This is a genomic window from Leifsonia sp. NPDC014704 (assembly GCF_043083605.1).
Classification (GTDB): Bacteria; Actinomycetota; Actinomycetes; order Actinomycetales; family Microbacteriaceae; genus Leifsonia.
Genome location: NZ_JBIBYW010000001.1, coordinates 1,661,875 through 1,687,946 on the forward strand (window position 1 = coordinate 1,661,875; position 26,072 = coordinate 1,687,946).

The window sequence follows — 26,072 nt, forward strand, 5'->3', positions numbered from 1 at the left end:
GCCAGGCTAGCCGACCGCGCCGTCCTCCCGGGCCGGCTGCAGGAACTCGATCACGGCGGCGTTGAACGCCGCGGGGTCGACGTTGTACTCCCACGTGTGCTCGGCCGGAGGGAGCTCCACGAGCCGGACCAGGCGGGGGTTGGCCATGGCGAACAGCAGGGACGACGACAGCGGCACCTCGCGGTCGCCGTCGGAGTGCAATACGAGCGTCGGGACGGTGAGCCTCCCCGGTCGCGACCAGTCGAGCAGGTCGAAGTCGATCGGTTCGGGCAGGCCCGCCTTCCCGGCCGTGACCGGATCGGCGAGCGCCCGGATCGCCAGCGCCCCCACCCACCCCGGAAGTCCGCGCTCGGCGGCCACGTTGCGGATCGCCGCGCGCCAGTCGGTGACCGGCGCGACGAGCACGAGCCGGTCGATGGCAGCCCGCTGCGCGCTCCGCTCGGAGAGCTGCAGCGCGAGCGCTCCCCCGAGCGACCAGCCGACGAGCACCACCCGCTCGGCGCCGTGCGCGAGCGCGAACGCGATCGCCGCATCCACGTCCTCCCATTCGCGCTGCCCGAGCTGGGAGGCACCGCCCGGCACGGACGGTCCCTCCCCGTCGCCGCGGAACGAGACCACCAGCGACGTCATGCCCAGGGCGTCCGTCGCCGGCACGGAGCGGAGGGCCGTCACGCGGGTGCTGTTATGCCCGTGGATGTGGATGGCCCACGTCACCGGATGCCCGGCCTCCTCCGGCACGACGACCCAGGCCGGTGCCGCGCCGCCCGGTACCGGGAGCCGCACCTCCCCATATCGCCGCCGGAGCGCGGCCGGGTCGGGATGGAGGTGCCCCGTCCACACGCCCTCGGCCGCCGCCGACAGATCGCCGGTGACTTCCAGCAGTTCGCGGGACACGGTGCCGGTTTCGCGGTCATACGCGATGGCGTGACCCACGACAGCGTGGCCGCCGTCGCCGAACCAGAGGCCGAACTGCCCGCGGTGAAGCGTCCGGCGGTCGGCCTCCAGCGTGACGGTCGTGTCGGTGCTCGCGTGGATGCGCGTCTGCGGCCGCGGGGCGGGCGCGACGATCGCGCGGGCGAGCGCGATCGCGGCGCGACGGACGCACCACAGCACGCCGGCCCACAACAGGCCGGCCGCTCCGATGGTCACGAGAATCCACCCCATACCCGGAGGACGAGCCGAGGTGGCGCTTCGTGACGCGAGAACCGGCTCTTGACAGCGGCGACAAAGCCTGGTTGGTTAGTTACATGAGTAATGAACCGGTGAAGCTCGCGTGATCGACGAAGGCAAGCCGATCTTCGTCCAGATCGCCGAACAGATCGAAGACGACATCATCGACGGGGTCTACCCCGCTGAGACCCAGGTGCCGTCCACGAACGAGTTCGCCGCCTTCTACCGGATCAACCCGGCGACGGCGGGCAAGGGCGTGAACCTCCTGGTCGACGACGGAATCCTCTACAAGAAACGAGGCATCGGAATGTTCGTCTCCGACGGCGCCCGCGAGCGGCTCGTCGCCAAGCGCCGCGACGCGTTCAGCGACGAGTACCTCCGCCCGCTCCTCGCCGAGGCCGCGAAGCTCGGCATCGGCGCAGAGCAGCTGACCCGCATGATCCAGACGGCCGCCGATGAGCGGCCGGCCACCCCGCACACCCAGACGACGCCCACGGCGTCCCCTTCGAAAGGAGTGAGCGCATGAGCGCCGCCCCCGCCCCGACCTCCATCGCTCCGGCGGTGCAGGTGTCGGGCCTGACCAAACGGTTCGGATCGTTCACCGCGATCGACGACGTGTCCGTCACCATCAAGCCGGGCCGCATCCACGGCCTCCTCGGCCGCAACGGCGCAGGGAAGACGACGCTGATGCAGCTCATCACCGGGCAGGACTTCGCCACGCAGGGCGACATCCACGTCTTCGGCGAGAAGCCGACCGAGAACCCGCGCGTGCTGCAGAACATCTGCTTCATCAAGGAGAGCCAGCGGTACCCCGAGGACTTCCAGCCGAAGCACGTCCTGCGCAGTGCGCCCTGGTTCTTCGAGAACTGGGACGCCGAGTACGCGGAGCAGCTCGTCGACGAATTCCGCCTCCCGCTCAATCGGCGCATCAAGAAGCTCTCCCGCGGACAGCTCTCGGCGATCGGGGTGATCGTCGGACTGGCGTCGCGCGCGCCGCTGACGTTCTTCGACGAGCCCTACCTGGGACTGGACGCCGTCGCACGCCAGCTCTTCTACGATCGCCTGCTCGAGGACTTCTCCGAGCATCCACGGACCGTGGTGCTCTCGACGCACCTGATCGACGAGGTGGCGAACCTCCTCGAGCACGTCATCGTCATCGACCAGGGCCGCATCCTGATGGATGAGGACGCCGAGACCCTGCGCACCTCCGCCACCACCGTGGTCGGCCCGCGCGGAGCCGTCGACGAGTTCGTCCGGGCTCGCGAGGTGCTGCATCGCGACGGTGTCGGCGGCCTCGCCTCCGTGACCGTCGCCGGCCTCAGCGCCTCCGAGCGTTCCCAGGCAGCGGCGGCGGGCCTGGAGCTCGCGCCGGTGTCGCTCCAGCAGTTGATCGTCCGCAGGACCGACGTCCGTGACACAGGAATCGAGCAGACCGCATGACCACCGCGAACCCGGCCCCCGCGCTGATCGCCGCACCCCCGCTGGGGCACCGCGTCTGGCGCGTCGTGCGCCTCAATCTCGTCAACAAGTGGACCGCGATCTGGATCCCGGTCATGATCATGTTCTTCATCTGGCTGGTGAACTGGCTGATCTGGTGGATCATCTGGGCGGCGACCGCTCCGGCCGACCGCGCCGACGCGATGGACGGGACGCAGTGGAGCGGCGGCGGGTTCTACATCTTCGTCTACATGCTGATCGTGGGCATCCAGGTCATCACGGCGACGTTCCCGTTCGCGCTCGGCTACAGCACCACCCGGCGCGACTTCGCCCTCGGCTCCGGGCTGACCTTCCTGATGCTCGCCGCCGGGTACGCCGTCGGGTTCACCCTGCTCTCGGCCATCGAGGAGTGGACGAACGGCTGGGGCCTCGGCGGCCACCTGTTCACGTCGGTCTACTTCGACGGGGAGCGCCTCGGCGGCCGCCTGTTCACCGTGTTCGCCGCCATGCTGTTCTTCTTCGCCGTCGGAGCGTTCTCCGCCGCGCTCTTCATGCGCTGGCGGATGAACGGCATCCTCGTGGCCGGCGCGGTCTTCGCCCTGCTGGTGGTCGGCGTCATCGCCCTGATCACCTTCACGGGGAGCTGGCCAGCTGTCGGCGACTGGTTCGTCGCGAACGGCCCGATCGGTATCACGGCGTGGCTGCTGCTGCCGACCGCGCTGGCGGCGGTCGCGGGGTACGCGGTGCTCGGCCGGGCGACCCCGCGCAGCTGAGCGATCGTGCGCGACCGGCACAGGCCGGGCATGGACGTGGCCGGGAGATCTCGCGCTCCCGGCCACGGTTTCATGCCATCGGCCTCACTCGGCCGGCGCGTTCTCACGCCGTCCGACGATGTCGGCGTCGTCAGGCTAAACCGCTGCGGCGACGCGCGACAGAACGTGCGGTGAACTCATAGCGGGATGCGAGGAGCGACCCACGGTTCGCTAGCGTGTCTTCCGTGCTGGGCTACCTGTTTCTCGCCGTCGCCATCGCGACCGAGGTCGTCGCGACGACCTTCCTGAAGTTCACCTCCGGTGACAACCCGAAGTGGTGGGCCTTCGTCATCGTCGTCGTCGGCTACGTCGCGTCGTTCTTCGCACTGTCGCTGGCGCTCGGCCGCGGCGTCCCCCTCGGAATCGCGTACGCGATCTGGTCGGCCGTCGGTGTCGCGGCGATCGCGATCATCTCCTGGGTGTTCTTCAAGGAGTCGCTCACCTGGGTGCAGATCGCCGGGCTCGTTCTCGTGATCGGCGGCGTCGGCCTGCTCGAACTGGGCGCGAAGCACCCCGCCGCCTAGCGGTCGGTCAGGCCGAGCCGACGAATGCTCCGAGCGCCTCGTCCAGCGTCCGTGCGGGAGCGATGTACTCGTAGCGGGCACCGTCGCCGGCCGGGACGTACTCCCCCTCGGGCGTGACGGTCACCGCACCGAGCAGACGGCCGCGGCCGAGCTCCGCATCCTCGTCCGGGAACGAGTGGTCGTAGACGTCGTAACGGTCACCGTCCTCGTAGACGGTCAGGTCTTCCAGCAGCGGCATCAGAACCTCCTCGTGAACGGCAGCGGTTTGCGCATCCGGATGAGCAGCAGCAACGGCACCAGTACGTACGGCCCGTTGTAGAGCAGGAAGACGACCGGGTTGGGCGTCCGCTGCCCCACCGGTCCGAAGAACTCGACGCCGAAGATCGGGATGGCCGTGAGGCTGATGATCATCGTCGCGTAGATCACGGCGAACAGCTGGATCCAGTTGAACCCCTTCACCAGGCAGACGATCAGCAGCACGTAGAACGGCAGGTAGACGAACGCGCTCGTGCCGGTGATGAACCGCAGCCACAGCGGCTCCTGCATGTAGAGCGGGTCGTACTGCGACGAGTACGTGTAGTTCCACTGCGCCAGGATGTTCGTCGTCGTCGCCGTCTGCGGGATCCCGAGCGTGGGGATCGCGTCGCTGATGATGCAGGTCACGATGAACAGCGAGAACATCACGATGAAGAAGATGTCGACGGGACGCTTGCGCAGGGGCAGGTTGGCGGGCGTCACCGGTGCGGTGGCGACTCCGCTCGTCGCGGTCCCAGGGGTCACGGTGCTCACGCGGTGAGCCTAGCGCTCGTCCGCCGCTGCCGCGTCGGCGAAGCGCTACTTCAGCGACTTCTGCATCAGCACCGTGCCGAGCCAGCGCTCGAACTTGTAGCCGACGCGGCCCATCCGGCCGATCTCGGTGAATCCGAAGTTCTCGTGCATCCGGATGGACGCCTCTGCGCCCTTGTCGGCGATCACCGCGATGATCTCCTTGAGGCCCGCCGCCTTCGATCGGTCGATCAGCTCCTGCATCAGCACCGGACCGAGGCCCTTGCCGGTGGATGCCGCACCCAGGTAGATCGAGTTCTCGACCGTGAACCGGTATGCGCGCTTCTGCTTCCACGGCTGCACCAAGGCGTAGCCGAGGATCTGGCCGTTCGGAGACTCGGCGACGATGAACGGCATCCCGAGCTTCTTGAGGTAGGCGTACTTGCTCTTCCACTCGCGCAGCGTCATCGCATCCTCGTCGAAGGTGACGGTGCTGTTGGCCACGTAGTGGTTGTAGATCTCACGGACGTGCGGGAGGTCCTCCGGGCGCGCCTCGCGGATCGAGTACTCGAACGGCGTCTCCGCGGGCGCAGGCTTGCGCAGGTGCCGCGGCAGCACCCGACGTTCCTGGTATTCCTCTTCCAGCACCCGTCAAGCCTACGTCGCCCGTATTGCGGGCGGGTTACGGTTCGAGCGACCAGTCGACCGGTTTCTCGCCCAGTTTCGTCAGCAGGGCGTTGGCGCGAGAGAAGGGTTTCGATCCGAAGAAGCCGCGTGACGCCGACAGCGGGCTGGGGTGCGCCGACTCGATCACCGGGTTGCCGTCGAGCAGCGGCCTGAGCGTTGCGGCATCCCTCCCCCACAGGATGGACACGAACGGCCGGCCGCGGGCCACGAGCGAGCGGATGGCGTGCTCGGTCACGGCCTCCCATCCCTTCCCGCGGTGCGAGGCCGGCTCCCCCGGCCGGACCGTCAGCACGCGGTTGAGCAGCATGATCCCGTGGTCGGACCAGGCGCCGAGGTCGCCGTGGGGCGGCGGCGTCACGCCCAGATCGTCGCGAAGCTCGCGGTAGATGTTCTGAAGGCTGCGCGGCAGCGGGCGCACGTGGCGCTCCACGGCGAACGAGAGCCCGATGGGGTGCCCCGGCGTGGGGTACGGGTCTTGGCCGACGATCAGCACGCGGACGTCGGCGAGCGGCGCCCGGAAGGCTCGGAGGACGGCGTCACCGGCGGGCAGGTAGTGCCGCCCGGCGGCCACCTCGGCGCGGAGGAACTCGCCCATCGCCGCGATGCGGTCGGCGACCGGCTCGAGGGCGGCCGCCCATCCCGGGTCCATCGAACCGTCGGCGGCCAGCTCCGCCAGCGTCTTCGGCATGGTCCCGCTCAGTGGGTCGCGGCCGTCACCGGCGGGAGGGCGGACCACGGGAAGGTGATCCAGCGGTCGGTGCGGCGCCAGACGAAGTCGGGTTCGAGCACCGTGCGCGGCTTGGAGTAGAGGCACACCGTACGGACGTCAGCGCCGGAGGCCGCGATCAGATCGACCACCATCGCGAGCGTCCGGCCGGAGTCGGACACGTCGTCGACGAGCAGGACCCGCTTCGACTGGAGGGCCGCGGAGTCGAGCATCGGCGGGAGGACGACGGGCTCGGGGAGGCGGGTGTCGACGCCCGTGTAGAACTCGACGTTCAGCGCGCCGCACGCCTTGATGCCGAGCGCATACGAGATGGCGCCGGCGAGAAGCAGGCCGCCGCGGGCGATCGCGACGACCATGTCCGGCTCGAATCCGGATTCCACGACCTCACCGGCCAGGTGACGCGACGCCTCGCCGAACTCCAACCAGCCGAGGACCTCCCGTTCCGCCTCCTGGAGGACGTCTGCACCGGAATCGTCGAGTTCGCTGGCCATTGCTCTACCGTACCGGGGCCGCCCGGGTGTTAGCATCCGCGCATGACCTCGGAGAAGACGTCAGCCCAGCGCCGGGCGGCGGTCGTGATCGGCACCACGGCGGGCCTCATCGGCTGGCTGGCACTGGTGGAGCTGACCAGCGGCATCCTGCAGGGGTACTACGTCCCGCTCATCTCCGACATCGTGAAGCACCTCGGCATCCACGACGCCGACTACAACTGGTTCGAGGCCGCCCAGCTGCTCGTCTCCGCCCTGGTCGTGCCCGTGCTGGCGAAGCTCGGCGACATGTTCGGGCACAAGCGCATCCTGCTGGTCGCCACCGCCGTGACCGCCCTCTCGTCCTGGTGGCTCGCCTTCGCCGGCGACTTCACGACCTACCTGCTGGCGTTCGCGCTGCAGGGCTTCTACGTCGTCTGGCTTCCGCTGGAGGTCGCGCTGATCTTCGACCGCGGACGCCGCACGGGGACGGCCGCATCGGGCACGCGACGCGCGGCCGGTCTGCTGGTCGTCGCGCTGGAGGCCGGGGCGATCGTCGGCGCGGTGGGCGCCGGCCTGCTCTTCGAGGCGCTCGGCGGGGATGTGATGCTCACCCTGCTGGTGCCGGCGGTGGCGGTCACGCTCGTGTTCTTCGCGATCCTCTTCGGCGTTCCGGAGTCGGAGCCCGTGCCCGGGCGCAGCCTCGACGCCGTCGGGTTCACCCTGCTGGCGCTGGGGCTCCTGCTCATCACGTCCGGGCTCACCTTCCTGCGCCTCAACGGCGTCGGCACATGGTGGGTGTGGGCGCTGATCGCGATCGGCGTGCTCGCGTTCCTGCCGTTCGGTCGCTGGGAGCTGCGCCAGGCCGATCCCGCCATCGACCTGCGCGTGCTCCGCCGCCCGACCATGTGGCCGGTGCAGCTCACCGCCGGACTGATCGGGATCAGCCTGCTCGGCGCGCAGGCGCCGCTCAGCACGTACGCGGGCACGGACCCCGCGAACGGCTACGGGCTCGGACTCTCGGCCGGCCAGCGCAGCATCCTGATCGGCGCTTACCTCATCTCGATGATCGTCGGCGCGGTGCTGTTCCCGCTCGTGTCGTCGTGGCTGACGCCGCGGGTGACACTGATCGGCGCGGCCTTCCTCGTCGCGATCGGGTACCTGATGTTCCTGCCGTTCCACCTCCAGACGTGGGAGGTGTTCACCAACATGGCGATCGCCGGGGTCGGCTCCGGTGCGCTCGTCGGCGCGCTGCCCGCAGCAGCGGCGGCCGCCGCACCGCGCGGGCAGACCGGGGTCGCCACAGCCCTCACCAACACGACCAAGACCATCGGCGGGTCGTTCGCGTCCGCCGTGTTCGGCGTCGTGCTGCTCGCCGGCGCAGCCACCGTCACGGCCACCGCCGCCAGCCTCGTCGGCTACATGCTCGTCTGGACCATCTGCGGTCTGGGCGCGCTCGTCGCCGCGGTGCTCCTCTTCTTCGTGCCGCGGCTCGCGTTCGCGGATTCCGAACCCGCCCTGGAGTGACCATGTCCGAGCAGCAGCTCCCGCCCACCGTCGCCGACGCCCTGACCGCGTTCCTCCTGGAACAGAGACGCGTCGCCCCCGGACTCGTCAGCCGTGCGATCGTCACCGGATCGGCGGTCGTCGGTGACTGGCATCCCGGCGTCAGCGACATCGACGTGGTGTTCGTCGTCACCCGCGACCCGGTCGACGATCTGCCCGCCCTCGCGGAGCTGCACGCCGCCTCCCAGCCCCACGTCGACGGCGTCTACCTGACCGAGTCGGAGATCGCCCGCGGACCGGACGTCGTGCAGACCGCCCCGCAGGTCGTCGAGGGCGTGCTGGTCTCGGCTCTCGCGGGTGCCCAGCTCAGCTGGATCACCTGGCGGGAGCTCGAATCCGGCGTGCAGGGCATTGTCGACGGCGGCGACGTCATCTGGTCGCCGGTCTCCGACCGCCACCCGCAGACCGCCGAAGGGGTCGTCGCGTTCTCGCGCGACAATCTGCTCGATTACTGGCAGCGGATCGGCGACGGACTGGAGGCGGAGCTCGCCGACCGACCGGACGACGGCCCCGTGCGCGCGGAGACCGTGCGCTGGGTGGCGCTCGGGCCCATCCGGCTGGTCGCCACGATCGAGACGGGCGACGTGCTCTCGAAGACCGCCGCCGCCGCGTTCGCCGCCGAGCGCTGGCCGGAGCACGCCGAGCTTCTGGAGCGCGCGGTGCGCGACCGGACAGGCGACCGCCAGGAGTTCACGGTGCGGGACGCGCGCCAGGCGCTCCGGCTGCTGCGGGCGTGTGTGGCCGTCGCCGACGGCTGACCCGGTCCGGCCGCAGCGTCAGGTCGGGGCGTCGTTCTCCTCTTCCGGAGCGGGATGCGCGTCTCGTGGCCTCGGCTCGTGGTGGCGCAGGTGCTGCGTCCGGTCGTTGAGGTAGCTGACGATCGTCGCGCTCGCTGTTCCGACGATCGCGACGCCGCCGATCATGAGGACGACCGCGAGGACCCGGCCCGGGATGGTGACCGGGTAATAGTCCCCGTAGCCGACCGTCGCCATGGTCACGCACGCCCACCACACGGCGTCGCCGAAGGAACGGATGTTCGACCCGGGCGCGTAGCGCTCGGCCTGGAACTCGGCGAGCGCGATGACGTAGATGAACATGACGATGAAGCTCGACGCGATGATGACGATGCGACGCCGCAGGTGCGACCCGCTGTTGCCCTGCAGCCCGTTCAGATGGCGGAGCCCCGTCAGCAGGCGGAAGGGTCGCGCCATCGGGATGAACACCGACAGCAGATCCACCGGATTCCGTCGGATGAATTCCCGCTTGTGCCGGGCGAGCAGCAGGCGCATCACGTAGTCGATGAAGAAGAACAGCCACACCGCCACGAGCACCACCAGCAGCGTCACGTGCACTGCGGTCGATTGGGACTCGTCCAGGATGTTCCACGAGTAGGCGACGAGGAAGAGCGCACTGGCGGCGATTCCGGGCCAGGCGGTCGCGCGCTCCCAGCGGAGCCGCTTCGCGTCGTCCTCGTCGACCATGTCAGCCGCGGACCGTCAGCTCGCCCTTGTGCAGCCGGTACGGCGCCGCCTGCGCGACCGGCTTGACCACGATCAGGTCGAGGTCGACGTGGCGGGGGCGGGTGAGCGCGTGGACGATCGTGTCGGCGACATCCTCGGCCGAGAGCGGCTCGGGCACATCCTCGTAGACGGCGTCCCTCCTGGCCTTGTCGCCGCCGAACCGGACGAGGGAGAACTCCTCCGTCGCGACCATCCCCGGAGCGATCTCGACGACGCGGATCGGCTCGCCGTTCAGCTCCAGCCGCAGCACCTCAGTGAGGGCGTGCTCGGCGAACTTCGCGGCGTTGTACCCGCCTCCGCCCACGTACGCGGTGAGACCGGCGATCGAGGTGACGACGGCGATGTCCGCGTGCCCCGTCTCGGTCGCGCCCACCCGCAGCAGCGGCAGGAGGGCGGAGATGACGCGCTTCGTTCCGATGACGTTGATCTCGTACATCCACACCCCGTCGTCGACGCTGGAGGCCTCAACGGAGTCGAGCCCGTGCGCGCCTCCCGCGTTGTTGACGAGCGCGTGGATGCCGCCGGTCGACGCCAGGTGGTCGTGGAGCGCCTCCACGTCATCCTGCTTCGTCAGGTCGGCGACGACGAACTCGGCGCCGGTCTCGTCGGCCAGCGCGCGCAGGCGGTCCTCCCGGCGGGCCACCGCCACCACGTCCCAGCCCTCGCCCCGGAAGGCGCGGACCGTCGCCGCACCGATGCCCGAACTCGCTCCCGTCACGACCACACGTCTGCTCATGCCCTCATTGTCGCGGGTTACGGCGTGTTTCGGATACGTTGCCCGCGTGCGGCGGCGCGTCTAGCCTGCTGACAACGGCGGTGGCCGACCGCTCGCAGACCCGCGCATCATGCGCTCACAGACCCGAAGGAGAGACGCCATGACCGACGCCGCTGACTGGCAGTTCGAAACCAAGCAGATCCACTCCGGCGCTGCTCCCGACCCGGTGACCAACGCCCGCGCGACCCCGATCTACCAGACCACGTCGTACGTGTTCAACAACGCGGAGCACGCGAAGAACCTGTTCGCCCTCGCCGAGTTCGGCAACATCTACACGCGCATCCAGAACCCGACCCAGGCGGTCGTCGAGGAGCGCGTCGCCGCGCTCGAAGGGGGCACCGGCGCCCTCCTCGTCGCCTCCGGTCAGGCGGCCGAGACCTTCGCCGTGCTGAACATCGCGCAGGCCGGCGACCACATCGTCTCCTCCAGCTCGATCTACGGCGGCACGTACAACCTGTTCAAGTACACGCTCGCGAAGCTCGGCATCGAGACCACCTTCGTCGAGAACCAGGACGACGCCGACGAGTGGCGCCGCGCGGTCCGCCCGAACACCAAGCTGTTCTTCGCGGAGACCATCGGCAACCCGAAGATCAACATCCTCGACATCGCCCTCGTCGCCGAGGTGGCGCACGAGGCGGGCGTCCCGCTCATCGTCGACAACACGATCGCGACGCCGTACCTCATCCGTCCGTTCGAGCACGGCGCCGACATCGTCGTCCACTCGGCCACCAAGTTCCTCGGCGGCCACGGCACGGTCATCGGCGGCATCATCGTCGACGGCGGCTCGTTCGAGTGGTCGAAGAACGTCGAGAAGTTCCCGGGCCTCACCGAGCCGGACCCGTCGTACCACGGCGCGAGCTACACCGCAGCGGTCGGAGACGCCCTCGCCTACATCATCAAGGCGCGTGTGCAGCTGCTCCGCGACCTCGGCTCGGCCATCGCCCCGGCGAGCGCCTGGCAGCTCATCCAGGGCATCGAGACCCTGTCGCTCCGCGTCGAGCGTCACACGCAGAACGCGCAGGAGATCGCCGAGTTCCTCGAGGCGCACCCCGACGTCGCGTCGGTCAACTACTCGGGTCTGCCGACCAGCCCGTGGTACGCGACCGCCAACAAGTACGCCCCGAAGGGCGTCGGCGCGGTGCTCTCGTTCGAGCTGAAGGGCGGTGTGGATGCGGGCGCGGCCCTCGTCGACAACCTCTCGCTGTTCAGCCACCTGGCGAACATCGGCGACGTCCGCAGCCTCGTCATCCACCCGGCGTCGACCACGCACTCGCAGCTCACGCCCGAGCAGCAGCTGACCGCCGGCGTCACGCCGGGCCTCGTCCGCCTCTCGGTGGGCCTCGAGAACATCGACGACCTGAAGGCGGACCTCTCCGCGGGCCTCGCCGCTGCGCGCTCCGTCGCCGAGGCCGCCCGCGCGTAACCCTCCGCCCCTCCGCTCCGCGCCCCGCCGTCGAGTACACGAAAACTGCACGCGAAGCTCCGGTTTCGCGTGCAGTTTTCGTGTACTCGACGGTGTGCGGGGGTGCGCGGCGTAACAGAGCGAGGGCGGGGCGCGGCGTCCGGGAGAATGAGCGATATGGAGTGGCAGACATCCGCCGACACGGCGCCGTCGAGTTTCATCACGGAGGCGCAGGCGAGGACGCTGCTCGGGAAGCCGCCGGCGAGCGGCGCCTGGAAGGAGTCCGATCCGGTCGGCGACCGGCAGTTCGCCGGGATCGGCGCGTTCTCCTTCGAGAGCGGCGAGACCCTCCCGTTCGTCCGGGTCGCCTACGAGACGTGGGGCACGTTGTCGCCGGAGCGTGACAACGCCGTCCTGGTGCTGCACGCGCTGACGGGTGACTCGCACGCGGTCGGACCTGCCGGCCGCGGCCACAGGACGCCCGGCTGGTGGCAGGGCATCATCGGTCCCGGCAAGGCGATCGACACCGACCGCTGGTTCGTCGTCGCGCCGAACATGCTGGGCGGATGCCAGGGCACGACGGGTCCCGCCTCTCTTGCGCCCGACGGCGCGGAGTGGGGCGCCCGCTTCCCGTTCACGACCATCCGCGACCAGGTCGCCGCGCAGGCCGCTCTCGCCGACGCCATCGGGCTCGACCGCTGGGCTGCCGTGATCGGCGGCTCGATGGGCGGGATGCAGGCGCTGGAGTGGGCGGTCATGTTCCCCGAGCGGGTCGAGCGGCTCGCGGTGATCGCCGCTCCCCCCTATTCGACCGCCGACCAGATCGCCCTCAACTCGGTCCAGATCGAGGCGGTCCGCACCGACCCGCTGTTCCGCGGCGGCCAGTACTACGACGCGGAGGACGGCGACGGCCCGCACCGCGGCCTCGCGCTCGCCCGGCGGATGGCCCTGCTGAACTACCGCAGCCCGTCCGAGCTGAACGAGCGCTTCCAGCGGGCGTGGCAGAGCGAGATCAGCCCGCTCGGCGGCGGCGGACGGTTCGCCGTCGAGTCGTACCTCGACTTCCACGGCAACAAGTTCACGCGCCGCTTCGACGCGAACAGCTACATCACGCTGGTGGAGGCGATGAACTCCCACGATGTCGGGCGCGGCCGTGGAGGTCTCGCCGCAGCACTGTCACGGGTGACGGCGCGCACCCTCGTCGTCGGCATCGACAGCGACCGCCTGTTCCCCGTCGAGGGACAGGAGCAGATCGCCTACCATGTTCCGGCCACGCTGGACGGTAGAGTTCCAGTGGTGATCCGGTCGGACTTCGGCCACGACGGGTTCCTGATCGAGGACGACGCCGTCAGCGCCCAGCTGAGGCGGCTGCTCGACGTGTGACGGAGGACGGAGGGGCATGTCGCGCATCCAGAAGGAGCGTGATCGACTCCTCGCTGCGACGGCCCGCACCGTCGGGCTGACGGCCACGGTCACGGCGCTCTTCTGCCTGAGCATCCCGGGCTCGCTCCCGCTCCCCCTGTACCTGGCGTCGCTCGTGCTCATCGTGTGCCTCGGCTACGCGCAGTGGCAGCTGGCGGGCTTACTGCGACTGACCCTCTGGATGTGGGTCATCGTGGTCGCGGGCGTCGCGCTCATCCTCATCCACCTGCTGCCGGGAACCGCCCTCGGGCCGTCCGCGATCAGCGCCGTCAGTGTGATCGGCGCCGCGTCGGTCGCGTGCGTGTGCGTCGTCGGCGTGAGTTCGCGCAGCAGGCTCGTGCTGCTGGTGGCCGCCGCCGCGGCGACGGTGACCGCGCAGGGCGTCACGCTCGGGATGACCCACTCCCGCATGGTCGAGGCCCTCGTCTTCACGATGACCGGCTGGATCGCCCTGACCGCCACCGGCGTCTGGCTGTCCCGCACGGTTCCCCGCACGCTGAAGCGCATCTCGACGATGAGCCGCGCCTACCGGGTGGAGCGCCAGGCGAGCGAGACGGAGGCCCGCCGCCGCCAGAGCGCGCGGCTGCTCCACGACACGGTGCTGGCGACCCTCACGCTGCTCGCCCACTCCGGGGTCGGCGTCAGTCACGGGGCGCTCCGCGAGCAGGCCGCCGAGGATGCAGCGCTCCTCCGGCAGCTGCGGCTCGGCTTCACTCCCGACCCGGCCCGCTCCGGCGACTACAAGCTCAAGCCGGTCGAGGAGTCCACGCTGGGTAACACGCTCGAGTCGGTGAAGCAGCGCTTCCGCCGCATGGGGCTCGAGGTGAACTGGCACGGCGCGGGTCAGGTGCTGCTCCCCAGCGACGTGCTCGACGCGTTCCTCCTCGCCCTCGGCGAATGCCTGGAGAACGTGCGCAGGCATTCGGGCGTTCTCGAGGCGCACGTGACGATCACGGACGACGAGACGAATGTTCGCGCCATGGTGACGGACGCCGGCAAGGGCTTCGATGTCGCCTCCATCGACACCGGGAGGCTGGGCTTCACCGAGTCGATCGTGGCACGCCTGCGCGATGTGGGCGGCAACGCCCGCCTGTTCTCGTCGCCCGGAAGCGGGACGACCGTCGTGCTGGAGGTGCCCAAGTGACCCGGGTCGACGAGCGGACCCTCCCGCGCAGCCCGTTGGCGCGCGGCGCCGCCGGGGACGAGCGGGATGCGCTGAGCCGCGCGCGGCTCGACCTCGGCTTCAACGTGGCCACGGTCGCCTTCGTCGCCTTCCTGCTCACGCTGTTCGGGCTGAACATCGCCGAGTACCCGCTGCTGGGGCTGACCGTTTCGGCGTGGGTGCTCGTCGCGGTGACCCTCGTGGCCGCTCTCGTGCTGCGTTTCCGGCTCCCCGACGAGTTGCCGTCGTGGCTCTTCCTCGGTGCTCTGGGAGTCTGGGCGGCCGCCGTCGCGCTCGACATCGCCGGCACGTGGCCGATCGACGGCGCCATCGTGCCGCTGACGGCGGCCGCCGCGGTCGGCCCGGCGCTGCTGCTCTGCGTCCCGGTGCGCCCGGCGCGCGACATCGTCCTCGCCACGGCGGTGCTGGGCGTCGTGCTCGCCGTCGTCGAGATCTGGCGGTCGCTACCGAACCTGCAGCTGCTCGGCCCCGGTCTCGTCACGGTCGCCATCGCCGTGGCCCCTCCGCTCGTCGGTGTTCAGATCGTGCGGTCGCTCCGTACACTCGTCCAGTTGGAGCTCGACCTCGTCCAGGTGCAGAGCACCGTGGTCTCCCCCGGCTACGCCATCGGGATGCTGGCCTCGGAGGAACTCGCCCGTCTCGACCTCGCCGCCGAACGGCTGCTGGACGGCGTGGCCACGGGCCGCACAGCGCTGCCGCTCGACGAGGACACCGCCGACGCCGCGGCCTCGATCGCGACGGAGCTGCGCCTCCATCTCATCCAGGGCCGCCGGGAGACGTGGCTGTACCACGCCGTGACCGAATCCGCCCTGCTCGGGCCGTCGGTGACGCTGACCGACCCGGACGGTCTCGCCGCCGGCCTCAACCGCGACCAGCGCGACGGACTGCTCACCGCGGTCTGGCTGCTCATCAGCGACCCGGTCCGCAGCGGCGCCGGACAGCCCCGCACGCTGACCCTCGATCTGACGCGGCCGGTGGGCACCTACCCGCGGACGGCGAATCCGGGGGCCACAATGGCTATCGTGATCGCCACCAGCGGTGTGCCGCGAAACGGGGTAGACCCCGCGGCATGGCAAGCTATCCGTAAAGTGGGCCGCTACGTCGAGTCGTTCTCGGGTTCGACCCTGCGCATCGAGATCACCACGGTGAGCGACACATCAGCCGAGCTGGCCTGATCCAGCTGGTTCGATACAGAGAGAGGCACCCCATGGGCGAGGAACCCCCGATCCGGATCGCGATCGTCGACGACCACAAGATGCTGCTGGGAGCACTGACCGAGTGGATCCGCAGCGCTGCGGACGACATCCGGATGGTCGCGGCCGTCGCGAGCTGGCCGGAGCTGCTGACGCATCCCGAGTTCCCGGTGGACGTCGTCCTCCTGGACCTCGATCTGAAGGACAACATCCCGATCTCACTGAAGCTGTCGACGCTCAAGACGACCGGCGTCGCCACGGTGCTGATGAGCACCTACTCGGAGCCCGCAGTGGTCCGCGAGGCGCTGGCCGCCGGAGCGATGGGCTACCTGGTGAAGAGCGAGGATGCGGAGATGATCGTCGAGGCGATCCGCGCCGCCCGCAAGGGCGAGTCGTTCATCTCGGCCGAGCTCGACCTGGCGCTCAACGCCGGCGAGGTCGGCGGCGCTCCCAAGTTGAGCGCGCAGGAGCGCCGGGTCATGGCGCTGTACGGCGCCGGCGAGCCGGTCAAGGCCGTCGCTTTCCAGCTGGGCATCTCGGACGAGACCGCCAAGAGCTACCTCAAGCGCATCCGCGAGAAGTACCGCGTCGCCGGCTATGACGTCGGCACGAAGGTGGCCCTGCGCAAGCGCGCCATCCAGGACGGCATCCTGCTGCAGAACGACTGACGGGTCCGCGTCCGTCAGTCGACGGGCGCGGAGACCGGGGTCCGCTCCGCAGGTCGCTGAGCCGCGACCGATCCGGTGGCGACGCCGCGGCGGATGCGCGATCGGTCGATGCCGAAGGAGATCAGGGCCAGGGCGATGCCGCCGAGCGCGAGCAGTCCGCCGACGACGACCGGCGAGAGGTAACCGAGGCCGGCGGCGATCGTCAGGCCGCCGAAGAACGCGCCGGCGGCGTTCGCGATGTTGAGCGCCGAGTGGTTGAGGGCCGCGGCGATCGACTGGCTGTCGCGCGCCACATCCATCAGCCGGGTCTGGATGGTCGGCGAGAGCGCCGAGCACGCTCCGGACACGACGAACACCGAGATCAGCAGGCCGGGGATGGTGGACGCGGTCAGCCAGAGGGCCGCGAGGCCGACCAGCAGGATCGCGAAGAACAGCAGCATGCTGCGCGGGACACTGTGGTCCGCCGCACGCCCGCCGAGGATGTTGCCGACCGTCATTCCGAGGCCCGCGAGCACGAGGACCAGCGGAACGGTCGACTCGGGCATCCCGGTGATCGTCGTCACGATGGGCGCGATGTACGTGTACACGGCGAAAAAGCCGCCGAAGCCGACGGCGCCGATGAGCAGCGCTAGCCACACCTGCAGCCGGGTGAACGCCCGCAGCTCGTTCTTCATGGTCGCCTTCGCGTCGCCCGCCTGCCACGGAACCAGCAGCGCGACCGCGACGAACGTCAGCGCGAAGATCGCGGCGACGACCAGGTAGGCGATACGCCAGCCGCTGTGCTGGCCGATCCAGGTGATGGTCGGAACGCCGATCACGTTGGCGATCGTCAGGCCCGACAGCACGAAGGCGACCCCGCGCCCGCGCTTGCCCGGCCCCATCAGCGAGGCCGCGACGAGGGAGGCGATGCCGAAGTACGCGCCGTGCGGCAGCGCGGAGACGAAGCGCGCGAGCATCACGAGCTGGAAGGTCGGGGCGACCGCCGAGGCGAGCGTGCCGACGGTGAACGCCACGAGGAGCCAGAGCAGCAGCTTCTTGCGCGGCCAACGAGCCGCGACCGCCGCGATCGTCGGGGCGCCGACGACCACGCCGAGCGCGTACGCCGAGATGATCCAGCCGGCCTGCGCGTTGGCGTCGGTCGGCGAGGCGGCGTACAGCTGCGGCAGCAGGTCGTGCGCGATGTTGGGCAGCAGGCCCATCGCGACGAATTCGGTCGATCCGATGCCGAATCCACCGAGGGCGAGCGCCAGCAGCGCAAGACGGATACGGGCCGACGACAGCTTCGTCGGCCCGTCGATAAGCGGGGTCACCGCACCAGCCTATATCGAATCGTTTCGACCCGCGGCGGCCGCCCTCGCACATTCGGCACGAAAGTGCGGAATGCGCGGCGCAAAGCGCACATTCGGCACGAATCTCGCGACCGCGGGAGAGGAGGAAGCGGAGGAGGCGGCGGAGGAGGGGCTAGGCGCGGCGGTCGCCGGCGGCGGCCGCGGCGGTCTGCTCCTCGAAGAACTGGGTGACGTCGACATCGCGGGTCTCGTCGGGCTTCGACATCCCGGTCCGCACGGCGCCGACGATGGCGACGACGACACAGCCGAGCAGGACGCCGCCCACCAGCACCGCGACGATGATCAGGAAGGGGCCGAACTGCACGAAGAGGCCGAAGAGCAGGAGCAGGAGGGTGTCGACATCCACGTCAGTCGCCCCGCTCCAGCGCGGCCTCGAGCCGCTGGACCTTGCCGTCGAGCTCGCCGGAGTACCCCGGGCGGATGTCCGCCTTCAGCACGAGGGAGACCCGCGACCCGTACTGCCCGACGGCCTCGGTGGCGCGGCGGACGACGTCGAAGACCTCGTCCCACTCTCCCTCGATCGTCGTGAACATCGCGTCCGTACGGTTCGGGAGGCCCGACTCGCGCACCACGCGCACCGCCGCGGCGACCGCGTCGTGCACCGAGGCATCCGCCCCTTCACCGCCGCTCGGCGCGACCGAGAATGCCACAAGCATGTCTTTCTCCTTCTCTCAGCGTGCGCTTCCACCGACCGGCTCCGGGTGGACACCCGGCGCCGACCGGAACGGCCACGCGTGGGCCGGGACCAGGTCGCCGGCCGCCTCCCGGCGGTGACGCCGGCGCCAGAGCGCCGCAACGGTCCACCCCAGTATCACGAAGTACATGACGTTGCGCACGGTGAGCACGGCGACCATGGCCGGTTCCGGCACGAGCAGCCAGTCGTACAGGAATGGGTAGAAGACCTGGGTGAGACCCGCGGTCACCAGCACCAGCAGCGCCGGGATGCGGAAACCCCGGCCCTGATAGACCAACCCGATGACGACCGGCGCGGCCAGCCACACGACGTACTGCGGCGAGCCGACCTTGTTGAATGCGATGAATGCGGTCACCAACGCGAGCGAGAGCTCCGGGAGGATCCGCGTGTACGGGGTGCCCCGCCGGTACGCCCGGACGCCGATCAGCAGCACGACGATCGCGGTCACCGCGAAGAGCGGGTTCATCAGCGCGCCGGCCGCCGCTGTTCCCTGGCCGCTGACCTGGAACGTGAGCAGCTGCCGGTCGTAATAGACCTCCGCACCCGGCACGTGGAACGCGGCCTGCCACATCCAGAACGTGCTCACCGGCGCCTCGATCTGCAGGCCACGATCGGTCTGCATGGTGATGAAGCTCAGGATGTGCCACCCTGCGCCGAAGATCAGCGGCACCGCCGCGATCACGAGTGAGGTGGTCACGGCGACGAGCACGATGTGCCAGCGGGAGCGCAGAGCGACGACGGCCGCGAGCAGGATGGCGGCCGGCCAGACCTTGATCCACGTCGCCGCCGTCAGCACCACGACCGCGGCGCGCTCGTGCAGCGTCAGCCAGAGCAGCCCGACGATCGCCAGCGACGCCGAGACCGAGTCCAGACGGCCGACCGCGATCGGCCCCAGTAGCAGCAGGAAGGCCAGCCACCACCAGGCCGCGATCAGCCGGCGCGGCTCACGGCCGACGATCAGCACCGCGAACGCGGCGGCGTTCAGCAGCAGCACCATGTTGAGCCAGGCCCAGACGTAGCCGTCCGCGCCGAACAGCAGCGGCAGCATGATCGGCACGATCGCGCCGAAGGGATACACCCAGTCGGAGTCGACGCCGACGATCTGCGTGCCCTGCGCGGCGAGCTGCGCCCACGGCTTGTAGACGAGGAAGACGTCGCCGAGGCCCTTGCCCTGGTCGAGCGCGAGACCGCTGATGATCAGGTGGACGGCGAGGAACGCGATCCACAGCGACAGCGGGCTGAAGGCCACCCGCTGCAGCAGTCCGGGCTGTGCCCGAGGGGTCGGCGCGGCGCTCAGCGGCACCGCATCCATCCCCATAGCGCCACATCCTAGGGGATGCGATGGGCGCCTTCCTGAACCGGGCTGCGCGGTCTCTCAGCCCGCCGCGCGCACCAGCTCGCGCACCACCCCCGGGAGCTCGCCGACGATGTCGAGGGCGACGATCGGCCCGCCGTCGGACGCCCGCTCCCCCGCCCGACCGTGCACCCAGGCGGCGGTGGCGGCGAGCGCGGCGAGCGCCGCGTGGCCGTCCTCGTCGATCTCGCGGGCATGCGTCGCCACGAGGGCGCCCAGCACCCCGCCCAGCACGTCGCCGCTCCCGGCCGTCGCCAGCCACGCAGGACCGGCGGTGACGGCGTAGCGCGGTCCGCCGGGCGCCGCGACGTACGTCGTGTGGCCCTTGAGCAGGACGGTCACGCCCAGACTCTCGGCGGCACGGACGGCCCAGCCGGCCGGGTCGGCCGCGATGTCGTCGGCGGTCACCGCGTCGGAGTCGTCGTCGGCACCTGCGGCGAGCACCGTCGCCAGCTCGCGGAAGTGCGGCGTGACGACGACCGGCGCGGAGGCGCGACCGACGAGGTCGAGGGCTCCTGCGTCGATCACGAGCGGCGTCCCGTCTCGCAGGGCAGAGCGCAGGCGCTGGGCGTCGTCGGCCGGGCGGCTGGCCGCATCCATGCCGGATCCGATCAGCCAGCCCTGCACGCGGCCGGGAGCCGTCACGACTTCCGGCCGCCGGCGCATCACCTGCTCGGCCGGGCGATCGGCGCCGAGGTAGCGGATCATCCCGACGCCGGTCCGCGACGCACCCTCCACCCCGAGCACGGCGGCGCCGGGGTAACGGTCGGATCCGGTCACCACCCCGAGGACTCCGCGCGAATACTTGTCGCTCGACTCCTGCGGCACGGCGATCCATGCCGCGGCATCCCGCTCGTCCCAGCTCTGCCAGTCGGTCACCGGCGCCTCCCGTCGTCGCCCCTGTCGTCCGCACACCGCGGCCCAGGCCCATCGAACCCCTACCGACCTCACGATAGGTTGTGAGCATGGCGATCAGCATCCCCGGAAAGGTGATCGTGTTCGACTACGGCGAGGTCATCTCGGTGACCCCGTCCGACGAGGACCGCGCCGCCCTGACCGAACTCGCGGGCGGCGACCCGCACGTGTTCTGGCCGGCCTACTGGCGTCATCGGGATGCGCTCGACCAGGGCACGCTGAGCATCCAGTCGTACTGGCGCGGCATCGAGCGAGAGCTCGGCGAGACCTGGGGCGACGCGAAGATCCACCGGCTGTGGCTCGCCGACTTCCGGAGCTGGCTGACGATCGACCACGACACCCTCCAGGTCCTCCTCGACCTCAAGGAGGGCGGCACGCGGATGGCGCTGCTCTCGAACGCGGGACGCGACTTCGGCTCCTACTTTCGTCACGGGACCCTCGGCGACCTGTTCGAGAAGGTGTTCGTCAGCGGCGAGCTGGGCACGATCAAGCCCAGCCCGGAGATCTTCGAGCACGTGCTGTCCGAGCTCGGTGTGACTCCGGAGCAGACGGTGTTCATCGACAACAAGGAGGCGAATGTCCGTGGTGCCGAAGCGCTCGGCATCGCCGGGCACGTCTTCGTCTCGCCGAGCGGGCTCCGGGCATATCTGGAAGGCCTCGGGTCTTAGATAGGGGTATGCCCTCTCTCTTCGATCCCCTGACCCTGCGCGGCGTCACCGCCCGCAACCGCATCTGGACCTCGCCTATGTGCCAGTACTCGGTGCTCGACCAGTCGGGCGTCCCCGGAACGTGGCACCTGATCCACCTCGGATCGTTCGCGACCGGCGGCAGCGGGATCGTGTTCAGCGAGGCGACAGCGGTCAGCCCGGAGGGGCGGATCAGTCCGCGCGACACCGGCATCTGGACGGACGAGCAGCGGGACGCCTGGAAGCCGATCACCGCGTTCATCGAGAGCCAGGGGGCCGTTCCCGGCATCCAGCTCGGGCACGCAGGCCGGAAGGCGTCGTCGTGGCCGGCCTGGGGATTCGACGGACGCACCGGCTCCGTCCCCGAAGCGGAGGGCGGCTGGCGGACGGTCGCCCCGTCGCCCATCGCGTTCGACGGCCTCGACACGCCCATCGAGCTGGATGCGGCCGGTCTCGACGCGATCGTGGACGACTTCCGCTCCGCCGCGCGTCGGTCGATCGAGGCGGGCTTCCGGGTGATCGAACTGCACGCGGCCCACGGCTACCTGCTGCACCAGTTCCTCTCCCCGATCTCGAACCGGCGGACCGACGAGTACGGCGGATCGCTGGAGAACCGGGCCCGGCTGCTGCTGCGCATCATCGCGGCCGTCCGCGAGGAGGCGCCCGACGCGCCCCTCTTCGTCCGCTTCTCCGCGAGCGACTGGACCGAGGGCGGCTGGGACGAGGACCAGACCGCGACCGTGGCCGCGTGGGCCGAAGAGGCGGGAGCCGACTTCTTCGACATCTCCAGCGGCGGCATCCAGGCCGGCATCCGCATCCCGCTCGGTCCCGGCTACCAGGTGCCCTTCGCGCATCACGTGCGCAGCACGTCCGAGGTGGATGTGAGCGCGGTCGGCCTCATCACCACGCCGCAGCAGGCGGCCGAGATCGTCGAGAGCGGCCAGGCGGACGCGGTCATGCTGGCGCGCGAGCTCCTGCGCGACCCGCACTTCCCCCTGCGGGCCGCGCACGAGCTCGGCGTCGAGATCGGCTACTGGCCGCCGCAGTACCTCCGCGCGCGCTGGCGCTGAGCTGCGCGCCCGGCGTCGGGCCGGTCGTCGGGCCGATCGTCCGGCCTGCGGTCAGGCCGGTTGAGTGAGGCAGAGGTAGTTGCCCTCGCTGTCCTGGAACCACGCCGACCGGCCCATCTCGTCCGTCGCGATCCCGTTCTCGGTGTGCAGACCGGGGAAGTCATAGTCCGCGAACGTGACTCCCCGCTCTCTCAGGTGGGCCATCGTCGCCTCGATGTCCGGCGTCAGCCAGCACATCGCCGTGTTCTGTGCTGTACCGGCGTTCCCGGTCTCATACACATAGATCTTCGCCGCGGATCCGGTGCCGTACAGCACACCGCCCTCGGTCGTCCGCTCCGGTTCGAGCTCCAGCTTGTCGCGGTACCACTCGGTGGCCCGCTGCAGGTCGGAAGCAGGAAGGACGGAGTACGTCACATACGACTCCAACATGGGGATCCTCCTTCATCCAGGCGGCACCATACGCGCGTGAGCGACGATCGGGGCCACTGGAATCGCGGGTCTACGCCGCCTGGGAATCCGCCCCGGAAACCCCGGCTCCAGCGCTCTGCGCCTCGATATACTGGCGGGCAAATGGACGACCCTCCCTCTGCCAGCCCGTTGCCCGTCTCGAGCCCGCTGGGATCCGAGCGAGGTGACCACCGTGCTCTATGAGTGGATCATGCTCGCCGTCGGCCTGCTGCTGACGGTCGGCACCGGGCTCTTCGTCGCCAGCGAGTTCGCCCTCGTGAACCTCGATCGTGGCGACCTCGAGGCACGTCGTGAGCGGGGCGAGTCGCGCCTCAGCATGACCATCGCTGCGCTGAAGATCACCTCGACGCACCTGTCGAGCGCGCAGCTCGGCATCACCCTGACCACGCTGCTCACCGGTTACACGATGGAGCCGGCCATCAGCTCGCTGCTGCGCGGACCGCTCACGGCGACCGGGCTGCCGGAGGGTGCCGTCACGCCGATCGCGTCGGTCGTGGCGATCGCCCTAGCGACCCTGCTATCGATGATCCTCGGCGAACTCGTCCCCAAAAACTTCGCCCTCGCTCTCCCGCTCGCGACGGCCAAGCTGGTGATCCCGTTCCAGACGGTGTTCACGACGGTGTTCCGGCCGTTCGTCGCTCTGTTGAACGGCACGGCGAACGGAATCCTTCGTCTGCTCGGCATCGAGCCGAAGGAGGAGCTGTCCGGTGCGCGCACCGCCGACGAGCTGTCGTCGCTGGTGCGCCGGTCGGCGAGCGCCGGAGTCCTGGAGGAGGACACCGCGACCCTGCTCAGCCGCACGCTCGCCTTCTCCAGCCGCACCGCCTCGGATGTGATGACACCCCGGCCGCGTATCGAAGCGGTGCAGCGCACCGACCCGGCCCAGGCCGTCAGTGAGCTGGCCAGGACGACCGGTTACTCGCGGTTCCCGGTGATCGGCGACGACATCGACGACGTGCTCGGCGTCGTCCACGTCAAGCAGGCCGTCGCCGTCCCCCGGCAGCGGCGCTCGCGTGTGCCCGCTTCCGCCCTGATGACCGACCCGTTGCGTGTTCCGGAGACGATGGGCCTCGACACCCTGCTCGGCGAGTTGCGCGCCCGCGGCTACCAGCTCGCGGTCGTCGTCGACGAGTACGGCGGCACCTCGGGCATCGCGACGCTCGAAGACCTCGTCGAGGAGATCGTCGGCGAGGTGGCGGACGAGCACGACCGCACGCGCGCCGGCGTCATCCGCGGGCGCGACTCGATCACCTTCCCCGGCATCCTGCGCCCCGACGAACTGGAGGAGCGCGCCGGCGTCACCGTCCCCGAGGAGGGTCCGTACGAGACCGTCGCCGGCTTCGTCATGAACGAGCTCGGCCGGCTGCCGAAGGTCGGCGACGAGGTCGTGATCGACGGCGGCACCCTGCGCGTCGAGCGCCTGGACGGCCGCCGGGTGGACCGCATCCGCTACACGCCCGATCCGGTGCCCGTCACAGAAGGCATCAACGGAGAGGGGGCCGCTCATGAGTGACTGGGCCGGAATCGCCTGGCTGGTCGTGCTGCTCGCGGTCAACGCCTTCTTCGTCGGCGCCGAGTTCGCCGTCATCTCGGCACGCCGCTCGCAGATCGAGCCCCTGGCGGAGCGCGGGAAGCGCAGCGCCAAGACCGCTCTGTACGCCATGGAGCACGCGACGCTGATGCTCGCCACGACGCAGCTGGGCATCACGGTGTGCTCGCTGCTGATCCTGAACGTCTCGGAGCCGGCGATCCACCACCTGATGGAGGTGCCGCTGCACGCGACCGGCTGGTCCGAGGAGGTCATCGGCACGATCGCCTTCATCGTCGCGCTGGTCGTCGTGTCGTTCCTGCACGTCGTCTTCGGCGAGATGGTACCGAAGAACATCTCGTTCTCGATGCCCGACAAGGCCGCGCTGCTGCTGGCTCCGCCGCTCGTCGGCATCGGCCGTGCCGTCCGCCCGATCATCGTCGCCCTGAACGCGACGGCGAACGCGGTGCTGCGCCTGTTCCGGGTGGAGCCGAAGGACGAGGCGGCCAGCACCTTCACCCTCGACGAGGTCGCGACGATCGTGTCGCAGTCGACCCGTGAGGGCGTGCTGACGGACCGCACCGGCGCCCTGACGGCGGCATTCGAGTTCACCGAGAAGAAGGTTCGGGATGTGGCTGTCGCGCTCGACGCACTCGTGACCCTTCCGTCCGCCCCGACTCCCGCCGACGTGGAGAAGGCCGTCGCCAAGCACGGCTTCTCGCGCTACGTCGTGCCGGACGCCGACGGCGAGCCGACCGGCTACCTGCACCTCAAGGACGTGCTCGACTTGGAGGAGACCGGCTTCGAGCTCCCCGTGCCGGCCAAGCGCATCCGTCGCCTGGTGACCGTCTTCGCCGGCAGCGACCTGGAGGACGCCCTGGCCACCATGCGCCGGTCCGGCAGCCACCTGGCCCGGGTCGTCGACGCGGAGGGCGCGACGGCCGGAGTGCTGTTCCTGGAGGACATCATCGAGGAGCTCGTCGGCGAGGTCCAGGACGCGACCCGGCGCACCTGAGCCGGCTCTCCCCCACAAACATCTTGACCTCTCTGCAAGAGTGAGTGTACAGTCACTCACATGGCACGAACACTCTCCACCGCAGATGACCGCCGCGAGGCGGTGCTCGACAGCGCCATCGCCGTCTTCGCCGTCGGCGGCTACCTCGGCACCCCCATCGCGGCGGTCGCCAAGGACGCGGACATCTCCCCGGCCTACGTCTTCAAGCTCTTCCCGAGCAAGGAGGGTCTGTTCGTGGCCGCGCTGGAGCGCTGCTTCGAGCGGATCGAGCAGGCGCTGGAATCCGGCGCGCGCAGCGCCGACGGCGAGACGCCGACGGTGATCCTCGACCGGATGGGCGACGCGTACGCGGAACTCATCGGAGACCGCTCGCTCCTGATGCTGCAGGTGCACGCCCAGTCCGCCTCGGACGTACCGGAGATCCGGGAGGCCCTCCGGCGCGGACTCGCCCGGATCACCCGCTTCGCCACGATCCGATCGGGCGCAGAGCCGGACGCCGTCCAGCGCTTCATCGCTTACGGGCAGCTGTGCCACCTGGTGGTCACGGCCGGCCTCGAGGACGTGCCCGAGGAATGGGCACGAACGCTCACGAACGGCATCCAGCACCCCTGATCCCCCTCCCGCCCCATCGCCATCACCCTGGCTCCCGAGAGTGATTGATCGATCACTCACAAC

30 protein-coding genes are annotated in these 26,072 nt (G+C 70.0%); 16 read left to right on the forward strand and 14 right to left on the reverse strand.

All coding sequences use genetic code 11. The annotated features are described in order from the left end of the window. Positions 1-6: 6 nt before the first annotated feature. Positions 7-1,149 (reverse strand): alpha/beta hydrolase family protein, encoded by a 1,143-nt coding sequence (locus ACF1AJ_RS08170; protein WP_391506878.1) that lies wholly within the window; start codon positions 1,147-1,149, stop codon positions 7-9. A 124-nt stretch (positions 1,150-1,273) separates the two neighbouring features. Between ACF1AJ_RS08170 and ACF1AJ_RS08175 the strand changes: the two genes are divergently transcribed. The 4 genes from ACF1AJ_RS08175 (at position 1,274) to ACF1AJ_RS08190 (ending at position 3,943) form a co-directional block, all read left to right on the forward strand. Further along, on the forward strand, positions 1,274-1,696 hold the full coding sequence (locus ACF1AJ_RS08175; protein ID WP_391506879.1) for a GntR family transcriptional regulator: 423 nt from the start codon (positions 1,274-1,276) through the stop codon (positions 1,694-1,696). Then, a complete protein-coding gene (locus ACF1AJ_RS08180) occupies positions 1,693-2,610 on the forward strand; it encodes an ABC transporter ATP-binding protein (RefSeq protein ID WP_391506880.1) in 918 nt (305 codons plus the stop codon). Before ACF1AJ_RS08175 ends, ACF1AJ_RS08180 begins: the two co-directional genes overlap by 4 nt. Next, complete coding sequence (locus ACF1AJ_RS08185; RefSeq protein ID WP_391506881.1) at positions 2,607-3,380, forward strand: hypothetical protein; 774 nt, start codon at positions 2,607-2,609, stop codon at positions 3,378-3,380. The genes ACF1AJ_RS08180 and ACF1AJ_RS08185 overlap by 4 nt, the downstream gene beginning before the upstream one ends. Before the next feature lie 215 nt (positions 3,381-3,595). Further along, on the forward strand, positions 3,596-3,943 hold the full coding sequence (locus ACF1AJ_RS08190; RefSeq protein ID WP_391506882.1) for a DMT family transporter: 348 nt from the start codon (positions 3,596-3,598) through the stop codon (positions 3,941-3,943). Between the two features lie 7 nt (positions 3,944-3,950). On the opposite strand, the gene ACF1AJ_RS08195 is transcribed toward ACF1AJ_RS08190, so the two are convergent. From ACF1AJ_RS08195 to ACF1AJ_RS08215, 5 genes are read right to left on the reverse strand one after another with little or no spacing between them, the layout of a single operon-like run. Then, entirely contained in the window at positions 3,951-4,181 is a 231-nt protein-coding gene (locus ACF1AJ_RS08195) for a hypothetical protein (RefSeq protein ID WP_391506883.1), read from the reverse strand. Further along, positions 4,181-4,732 carry a DUF2781 domain-containing protein gene (locus tag ACF1AJ_RS08200; RefSeq protein WP_391506884.1) on the reverse strand — a complete coding sequence of 184 codons (552 nt, stop codon included), beginning with the start codon at positions 4,730-4,732 and terminating at the stop codon, positions 4,181-4,183. The genes ACF1AJ_RS08195 and ACF1AJ_RS08200 overlap by 1 nt, the downstream gene beginning before the upstream one ends. Positions 4,733-4,777: 45 nt before the next feature. Continuing rightward, entirely contained in the window at positions 4,778-5,356 is a 579-nt protein-coding gene (locus ACF1AJ_RS08205) for a GNAT family N-acetyltransferase (RefSeq protein ID WP_391506885.1), read from the reverse strand. A 34-nt stretch (positions 5,357-5,390) separates the two neighbouring features. Then, entirely contained in the window at positions 5,391-6,083 is a 693-nt protein-coding gene (locus ACF1AJ_RS08210; protein WP_391506886.1) for a uracil-DNA glycosylase, read from the reverse strand. Positions 6,084-6,091: 8 nt separating this feature from the next. Next, entirely contained in the window at positions 6,092-6,613 is a 522-nt protein-coding gene (locus ACF1AJ_RS08215) for a phosphoribosyltransferase (RefSeq protein ID WP_018190148.1), read from the reverse strand. A 42-nt stretch (positions 6,614-6,655) separates the two neighbouring features. On the opposite strand from ACF1AJ_RS08215, the gene ACF1AJ_RS08220 reads away from it, so the two are divergent. Both ACF1AJ_RS08220 and ACF1AJ_RS08225 read left to right on the forward strand, forming a co-directional pair. Then, entirely contained in the window at positions 6,656-8,116 is a 1,461-nt protein-coding gene (locus ACF1AJ_RS08220; RefSeq protein WP_391506887.1) for an MFS transporter, read from the forward strand. Positions 8,117-8,118: 2 nt separating this feature from the next. Continuing rightward, complete coding sequence (locus ACF1AJ_RS08225) at positions 8,119-8,913, forward strand: aminoglycoside adenylyltransferase domain-containing protein (protein ID WP_391506888.1); 795 nt, start codon at positions 8,119-8,121, stop codon at positions 8,911-8,913. An 18-nt stretch (positions 8,914-8,931) separates the two neighbouring features. Here ACF1AJ_RS08225 and ACF1AJ_RS08230 read toward each other — a convergent pair whose 3' ends face one another. Both ACF1AJ_RS08230 and ACF1AJ_RS08235 read right to left on the reverse strand, forming a co-directional pair. Next, the gene (locus ACF1AJ_RS08230; RefSeq protein ID WP_391506889.1) at positions 8,932-9,636 is read right to left on the reverse strand and encodes a potassium channel family protein; all 705 of its coding nucleotides are present in this window, start codon (positions 9,634-9,636) and stop codon (positions 8,932-8,934) included. 1 nt (position 9,637) lies between these two features. Further along, positions 9,638-10,411 carry an SDR family oxidoreductase gene (locus ACF1AJ_RS08235; RefSeq protein WP_391506890.1) on the reverse strand — a complete coding sequence of 258 codons (774 nt, stop codon included), beginning with the start codon at positions 10,409-10,411 and terminating at the stop codon, positions 9,638-9,640. A gap of 139 nt (positions 10,412-10,550) precedes the next feature. On the opposite strand from ACF1AJ_RS08235, the gene ACF1AJ_RS08240 reads away from it, so the two are divergent. From ACF1AJ_RS08240 to ACF1AJ_RS08260, 5 genes are all read left to right on the forward strand, one after another. Continuing rightward, positions 10,551-11,873, forward strand: a complete 1,323-nt coding sequence (locus tag ACF1AJ_RS08240; protein ID WP_391506891.1) for a bifunctional o-acetylhomoserine/o-acetylserine sulfhydrylase — start codon at positions 10,551-10,553, stop codon at positions 11,871-11,873. Between the two features lie 156 nt (positions 11,874-12,029). Next, positions 12,030-13,235, forward strand: a complete 1,206-nt coding sequence (locus ACF1AJ_RS08245) for a homoserine O-acetyltransferase (RefSeq protein WP_309857373.1) — start codon at positions 12,030-12,032, stop codon at positions 13,233-13,235. 16 nt (positions 13,236-13,251) lie between these two features. Continuing rightward, positions 13,252-14,418 carry a sensor histidine kinase gene (locus ACF1AJ_RS08250; RefSeq protein ID WP_391506892.1) on the forward strand — a complete coding sequence of 389 codons (1,167 nt, stop codon included), beginning with the start codon at positions 13,252-13,254 and terminating at the stop codon, positions 14,416-14,418. Continuing rightward, positions 14,415-15,632 (forward strand): hypothetical protein, encoded by a 1,218-nt coding sequence (locus ACF1AJ_RS08255; RefSeq protein WP_391506893.1) that lies wholly within the window; start codon positions 14,415-14,417, stop codon positions 15,630-15,632. Before ACF1AJ_RS08250 ends, ACF1AJ_RS08255 begins: the two co-directional genes overlap by 4 nt. A 32-nt stretch (positions 15,633-15,664) precedes the next feature. Next, entirely contained in the window at positions 15,665-16,318 is a 654-nt protein-coding gene (locus ACF1AJ_RS08260; RefSeq protein WP_121259696.1) for a response regulator transcription factor, read from the forward strand. A 14-nt stretch (positions 16,319-16,332) separates the two neighbouring features. Here ACF1AJ_RS08260 and ACF1AJ_RS08265 read toward each other — a convergent pair whose 3' ends face one another. From ACF1AJ_RS08265 to ACF1AJ_RS08285, 5 genes are all read right to left on the reverse strand, one after another. After that, positions 16,333-17,628 (reverse strand): MFS transporter, encoded by a 1,296-nt coding sequence (locus ACF1AJ_RS08265; protein WP_391506894.1) that lies wholly within the window; start codon positions 17,626-17,628, stop codon positions 16,333-16,335. 151 nt (positions 17,629-17,779) lie between these two features. Further along, complete coding sequence (locus tag ACF1AJ_RS08270; RefSeq protein ID WP_391506895.1) at positions 17,780-18,013, reverse strand: hypothetical protein; 234 nt, start codon at positions 18,011-18,013, stop codon at positions 17,780-17,782. Between the two features lies 1 nt (position 18,014). Then, entirely contained in the window at positions 18,015-18,323 is a 309-nt protein-coding gene (locus tag ACF1AJ_RS08275) for an MTH1187 family thiamine-binding protein (RefSeq protein WP_391506896.1), read from the reverse strand. Between the two features lie 15 nt (positions 18,324-18,338). After that, positions 18,339-19,679: a hypothetical protein gene (locus ACF1AJ_RS08280; protein ID WP_391506897.1), complete on the reverse strand. Its 1,341-nt coding sequence runs from the start codon at positions 19,677-19,679 to the stop codon at positions 18,339-18,341. A gap of 57 nt (positions 19,680-19,736) precedes the next feature. Further along, positions 19,737-20,594, reverse strand: a complete 858-nt coding sequence (locus ACF1AJ_RS08285) for an ADP/ATP-dependent (S)-NAD(P)H-hydrate dehydratase (protein ID WP_309857351.1) — start codon at positions 20,592-20,594, stop codon at positions 19,737-19,739. An 86-nt stretch (positions 20,595-20,680) separates the two neighbouring features. Here ACF1AJ_RS08285 and ACF1AJ_RS08290 point away from each other — a divergent pair, with 86 nt between their 5' ends. Both ACF1AJ_RS08290 and ACF1AJ_RS08295 read left to right on the forward strand, forming a co-directional pair. Then, complete coding sequence (locus ACF1AJ_RS08290; RefSeq protein WP_391506898.1) at positions 20,681-21,298, forward strand: HAD family hydrolase; 618 nt, start codon at positions 20,681-20,683, stop codon at positions 21,296-21,298. Positions 21,299-21,306: 8 nt separating this feature from the next. After that, a complete protein-coding gene (locus ACF1AJ_RS08295) occupies positions 21,307-22,386 on the forward strand; it encodes an NADH:flavin oxidoreductase/NADH oxidase (protein WP_391506899.1) in 1,080 nt (359 codons plus the stop codon). A 51-nt stretch (positions 22,387-22,437) separates the two neighbouring features. Here ACF1AJ_RS08295 and ACF1AJ_RS08300 read toward each other — a convergent pair whose 3' ends face one another. Beyond that, positions 22,438-22,815 carry a VOC family protein gene (locus tag ACF1AJ_RS08300; RefSeq protein ID WP_309857342.1) on the reverse strand — a complete coding sequence of 126 codons (378 nt, stop codon included), beginning with the start codon at positions 22,813-22,815 and terminating at the stop codon, positions 22,438-22,440. A 229-nt stretch (positions 22,816-23,044) separates the two neighbouring features. Between ACF1AJ_RS08300 and ACF1AJ_RS08305 the strand changes: the two genes are divergently transcribed. From ACF1AJ_RS08305 to ACF1AJ_RS08315, 3 genes are read left to right on the forward strand one after another with little or no spacing between them, the layout of a single operon-like run. Further along, a complete protein-coding gene (locus ACF1AJ_RS08305) occupies positions 23,045-24,367 on the forward strand; it encodes a hemolysin family protein (protein WP_391507455.1) in 1,323 nt (440 codons plus the stop codon). Continuing rightward, positions 24,360-25,397 (forward strand): hemolysin family protein, encoded by a 1,038-nt coding sequence (locus ACF1AJ_RS08310; RefSeq protein WP_391506900.1) that lies wholly within the window; start codon positions 24,360-24,362, stop codon positions 25,395-25,397. The genes ACF1AJ_RS08305 and ACF1AJ_RS08310 overlap by 8 nt, the downstream gene beginning before the upstream one ends. Positions 25,398-25,457: 60 nt before the next feature. Next, on the forward strand, positions 25,458-26,009 hold the full coding sequence (locus tag ACF1AJ_RS08315) for a TetR/AcrR family transcriptional regulator (protein WP_391506901.1): 552 nt from the start codon (positions 25,458-25,460) through the stop codon (positions 26,007-26,009). Positions 26,010-26,072 lie beyond the last annotated feature (63 nt).

What these genes read in the sequence shown, in the direction of transcription:
- ACF1AJ_RS08230 (WP_391506889.1), bottom strand. Translation starts at nt 9,636, where the DNA reads ATGGTCGACGAGGACGACGCGAAGCGGCTCCGCTGGGAGCGCGCGACC.
- ACF1AJ_RS08240 (WP_391506891.1), top strand. Translation starts at nt 10,551, where the DNA reads ATGACCGACGCCGCTGACTGGCAGTTCGAAACCAAGCAGATCCACTCC.
- ACF1AJ_RS08185 (WP_391506881.1), top strand. Translation starts at nt 2,607, where the DNA reads ATGACCACCGCGAACCCGGCCCCCGCGCTGATCGCCGCACCCCCGCTG.
- ACF1AJ_RS08180 (WP_391506880.1), top strand. Translation starts at nt 1,693, where the DNA reads ATGAGCGCCGCCCCCGCCCCGACCTCCATCGCTCCGGCGGTGCAGGTG.
- ACF1AJ_RS08280 (WP_391506897.1), bottom strand. Translation starts at nt 19,679, where the DNA reads ATGGGGATGGATGCGGTGCCGCTGAGCGCCGCGCCGACCCCTCGGGCA.
- ACF1AJ_RS08210 (WP_391506886.1), bottom strand. Translation starts at nt 6,083, where the DNA reads ATGCCGAAGACGCTGGCGGAGCTGGCCGCCGACGGTTCGATGGACCCG.
- ACF1AJ_RS08220 (WP_391506887.1), top strand. Translation starts at nt 6,656, where the DNA reads ATGACCTCGGAGAAGACGTCAGCCCAGCGCCGGGCGGCGGTCGTGATC.
- ACF1AJ_RS08305 (WP_391507455.1), top strand. Translation starts at nt 23,045, where the DNA reads ATGCTCGCCGTCGGCCTGCTGCTGACGGTCGGCACCGGGCTCTTCGTC.
- ACF1AJ_RS08315 (WP_391506901.1), top strand. Translation starts at nt 25,458, where the DNA reads ATGGCACGAACACTCTCCACCGCAGATGACCGCCGCGAGGCGGTGCTC.
- ACF1AJ_RS08245 (WP_309857373.1), top strand. Translation starts at nt 12,030, where the DNA reads ATGGAGTGGCAGACATCCGCCGACACGGCGCCGTCGAGTTTCATCACG.
- ACF1AJ_RS08195 (WP_391506883.1), bottom strand. Translation starts at nt 4,181, where the DNA reads ATGCCGCTGCTGGAAGACCTGACCGTCTACGAGGACGGTGACCGTTAC.
- ACF1AJ_RS08235 (WP_391506890.1), bottom strand. Translation starts at nt 10,411, where the DNA reads ATGAGCAGACGTGTGGTCGTGACGGGAGCGAGTTCGGGCATCGGTGCG.
- ACF1AJ_RS08225 (WP_391506888.1), top strand. Translation starts at nt 8,119, where the DNA reads ATGTCCGAGCAGCAGCTCCCGCCCACCGTCGCCGACGCCCTGACCGCG.
- ACF1AJ_RS08295 (WP_391506899.1), top strand. Translation starts at nt 21,307, where the DNA reads ATGCCCTCTCTCTTCGATCCCCTGACCCTGCGCGGCGTCACCGCCCGC.
- ACF1AJ_RS08215 (WP_018190148.1), bottom strand. Translation starts at nt 6,613, where the DNA reads ATGGCCAGCGAACTCGACGATTCCGGTGCAGACGTCCTCCAGGAGGCG.
- ACF1AJ_RS08275 (WP_391506896.1), bottom strand. Translation starts at nt 18,323, where the DNA reads ATGCTTGTGGCATTCTCGGTCGCGCCGAGCGGCGGTGAAGGGGCGGAT.
- ACF1AJ_RS08250 (WP_391506892.1), top strand. Translation starts at nt 13,252, where the DNA reads ATGTCGCGCATCCAGAAGGAGCGTGATCGACTCCTCGCTGCGACGGCC.
- ACF1AJ_RS08300 (WP_309857342.1), bottom strand. Translation starts at nt 22,815, where the DNA reads ATGTTGGAGTCGTATGTGACGTACTCCGTCCTTCCTGCTTCCGACCTG.
- ACF1AJ_RS08260 (WP_121259696.1), top strand. Translation starts at nt 15,665, where the DNA reads ATGGGCGAGGAACCCCCGATCCGGATCGCGATCGTCGACGACCACAAG.
- ACF1AJ_RS08290 (WP_391506898.1), top strand. Translation starts at nt 20,681, where the DNA reads ATGGCGATCAGCATCCCCGGAAAGGTGATCGTGTTCGACTACGGCGAG.
- ACF1AJ_RS08310 (WP_391506900.1), top strand. Translation starts at nt 24,360, where the DNA reads ATGAGTGACTGGGCCGGAATCGCCTGGCTGGTCGTGCTGCTCGCGGTC.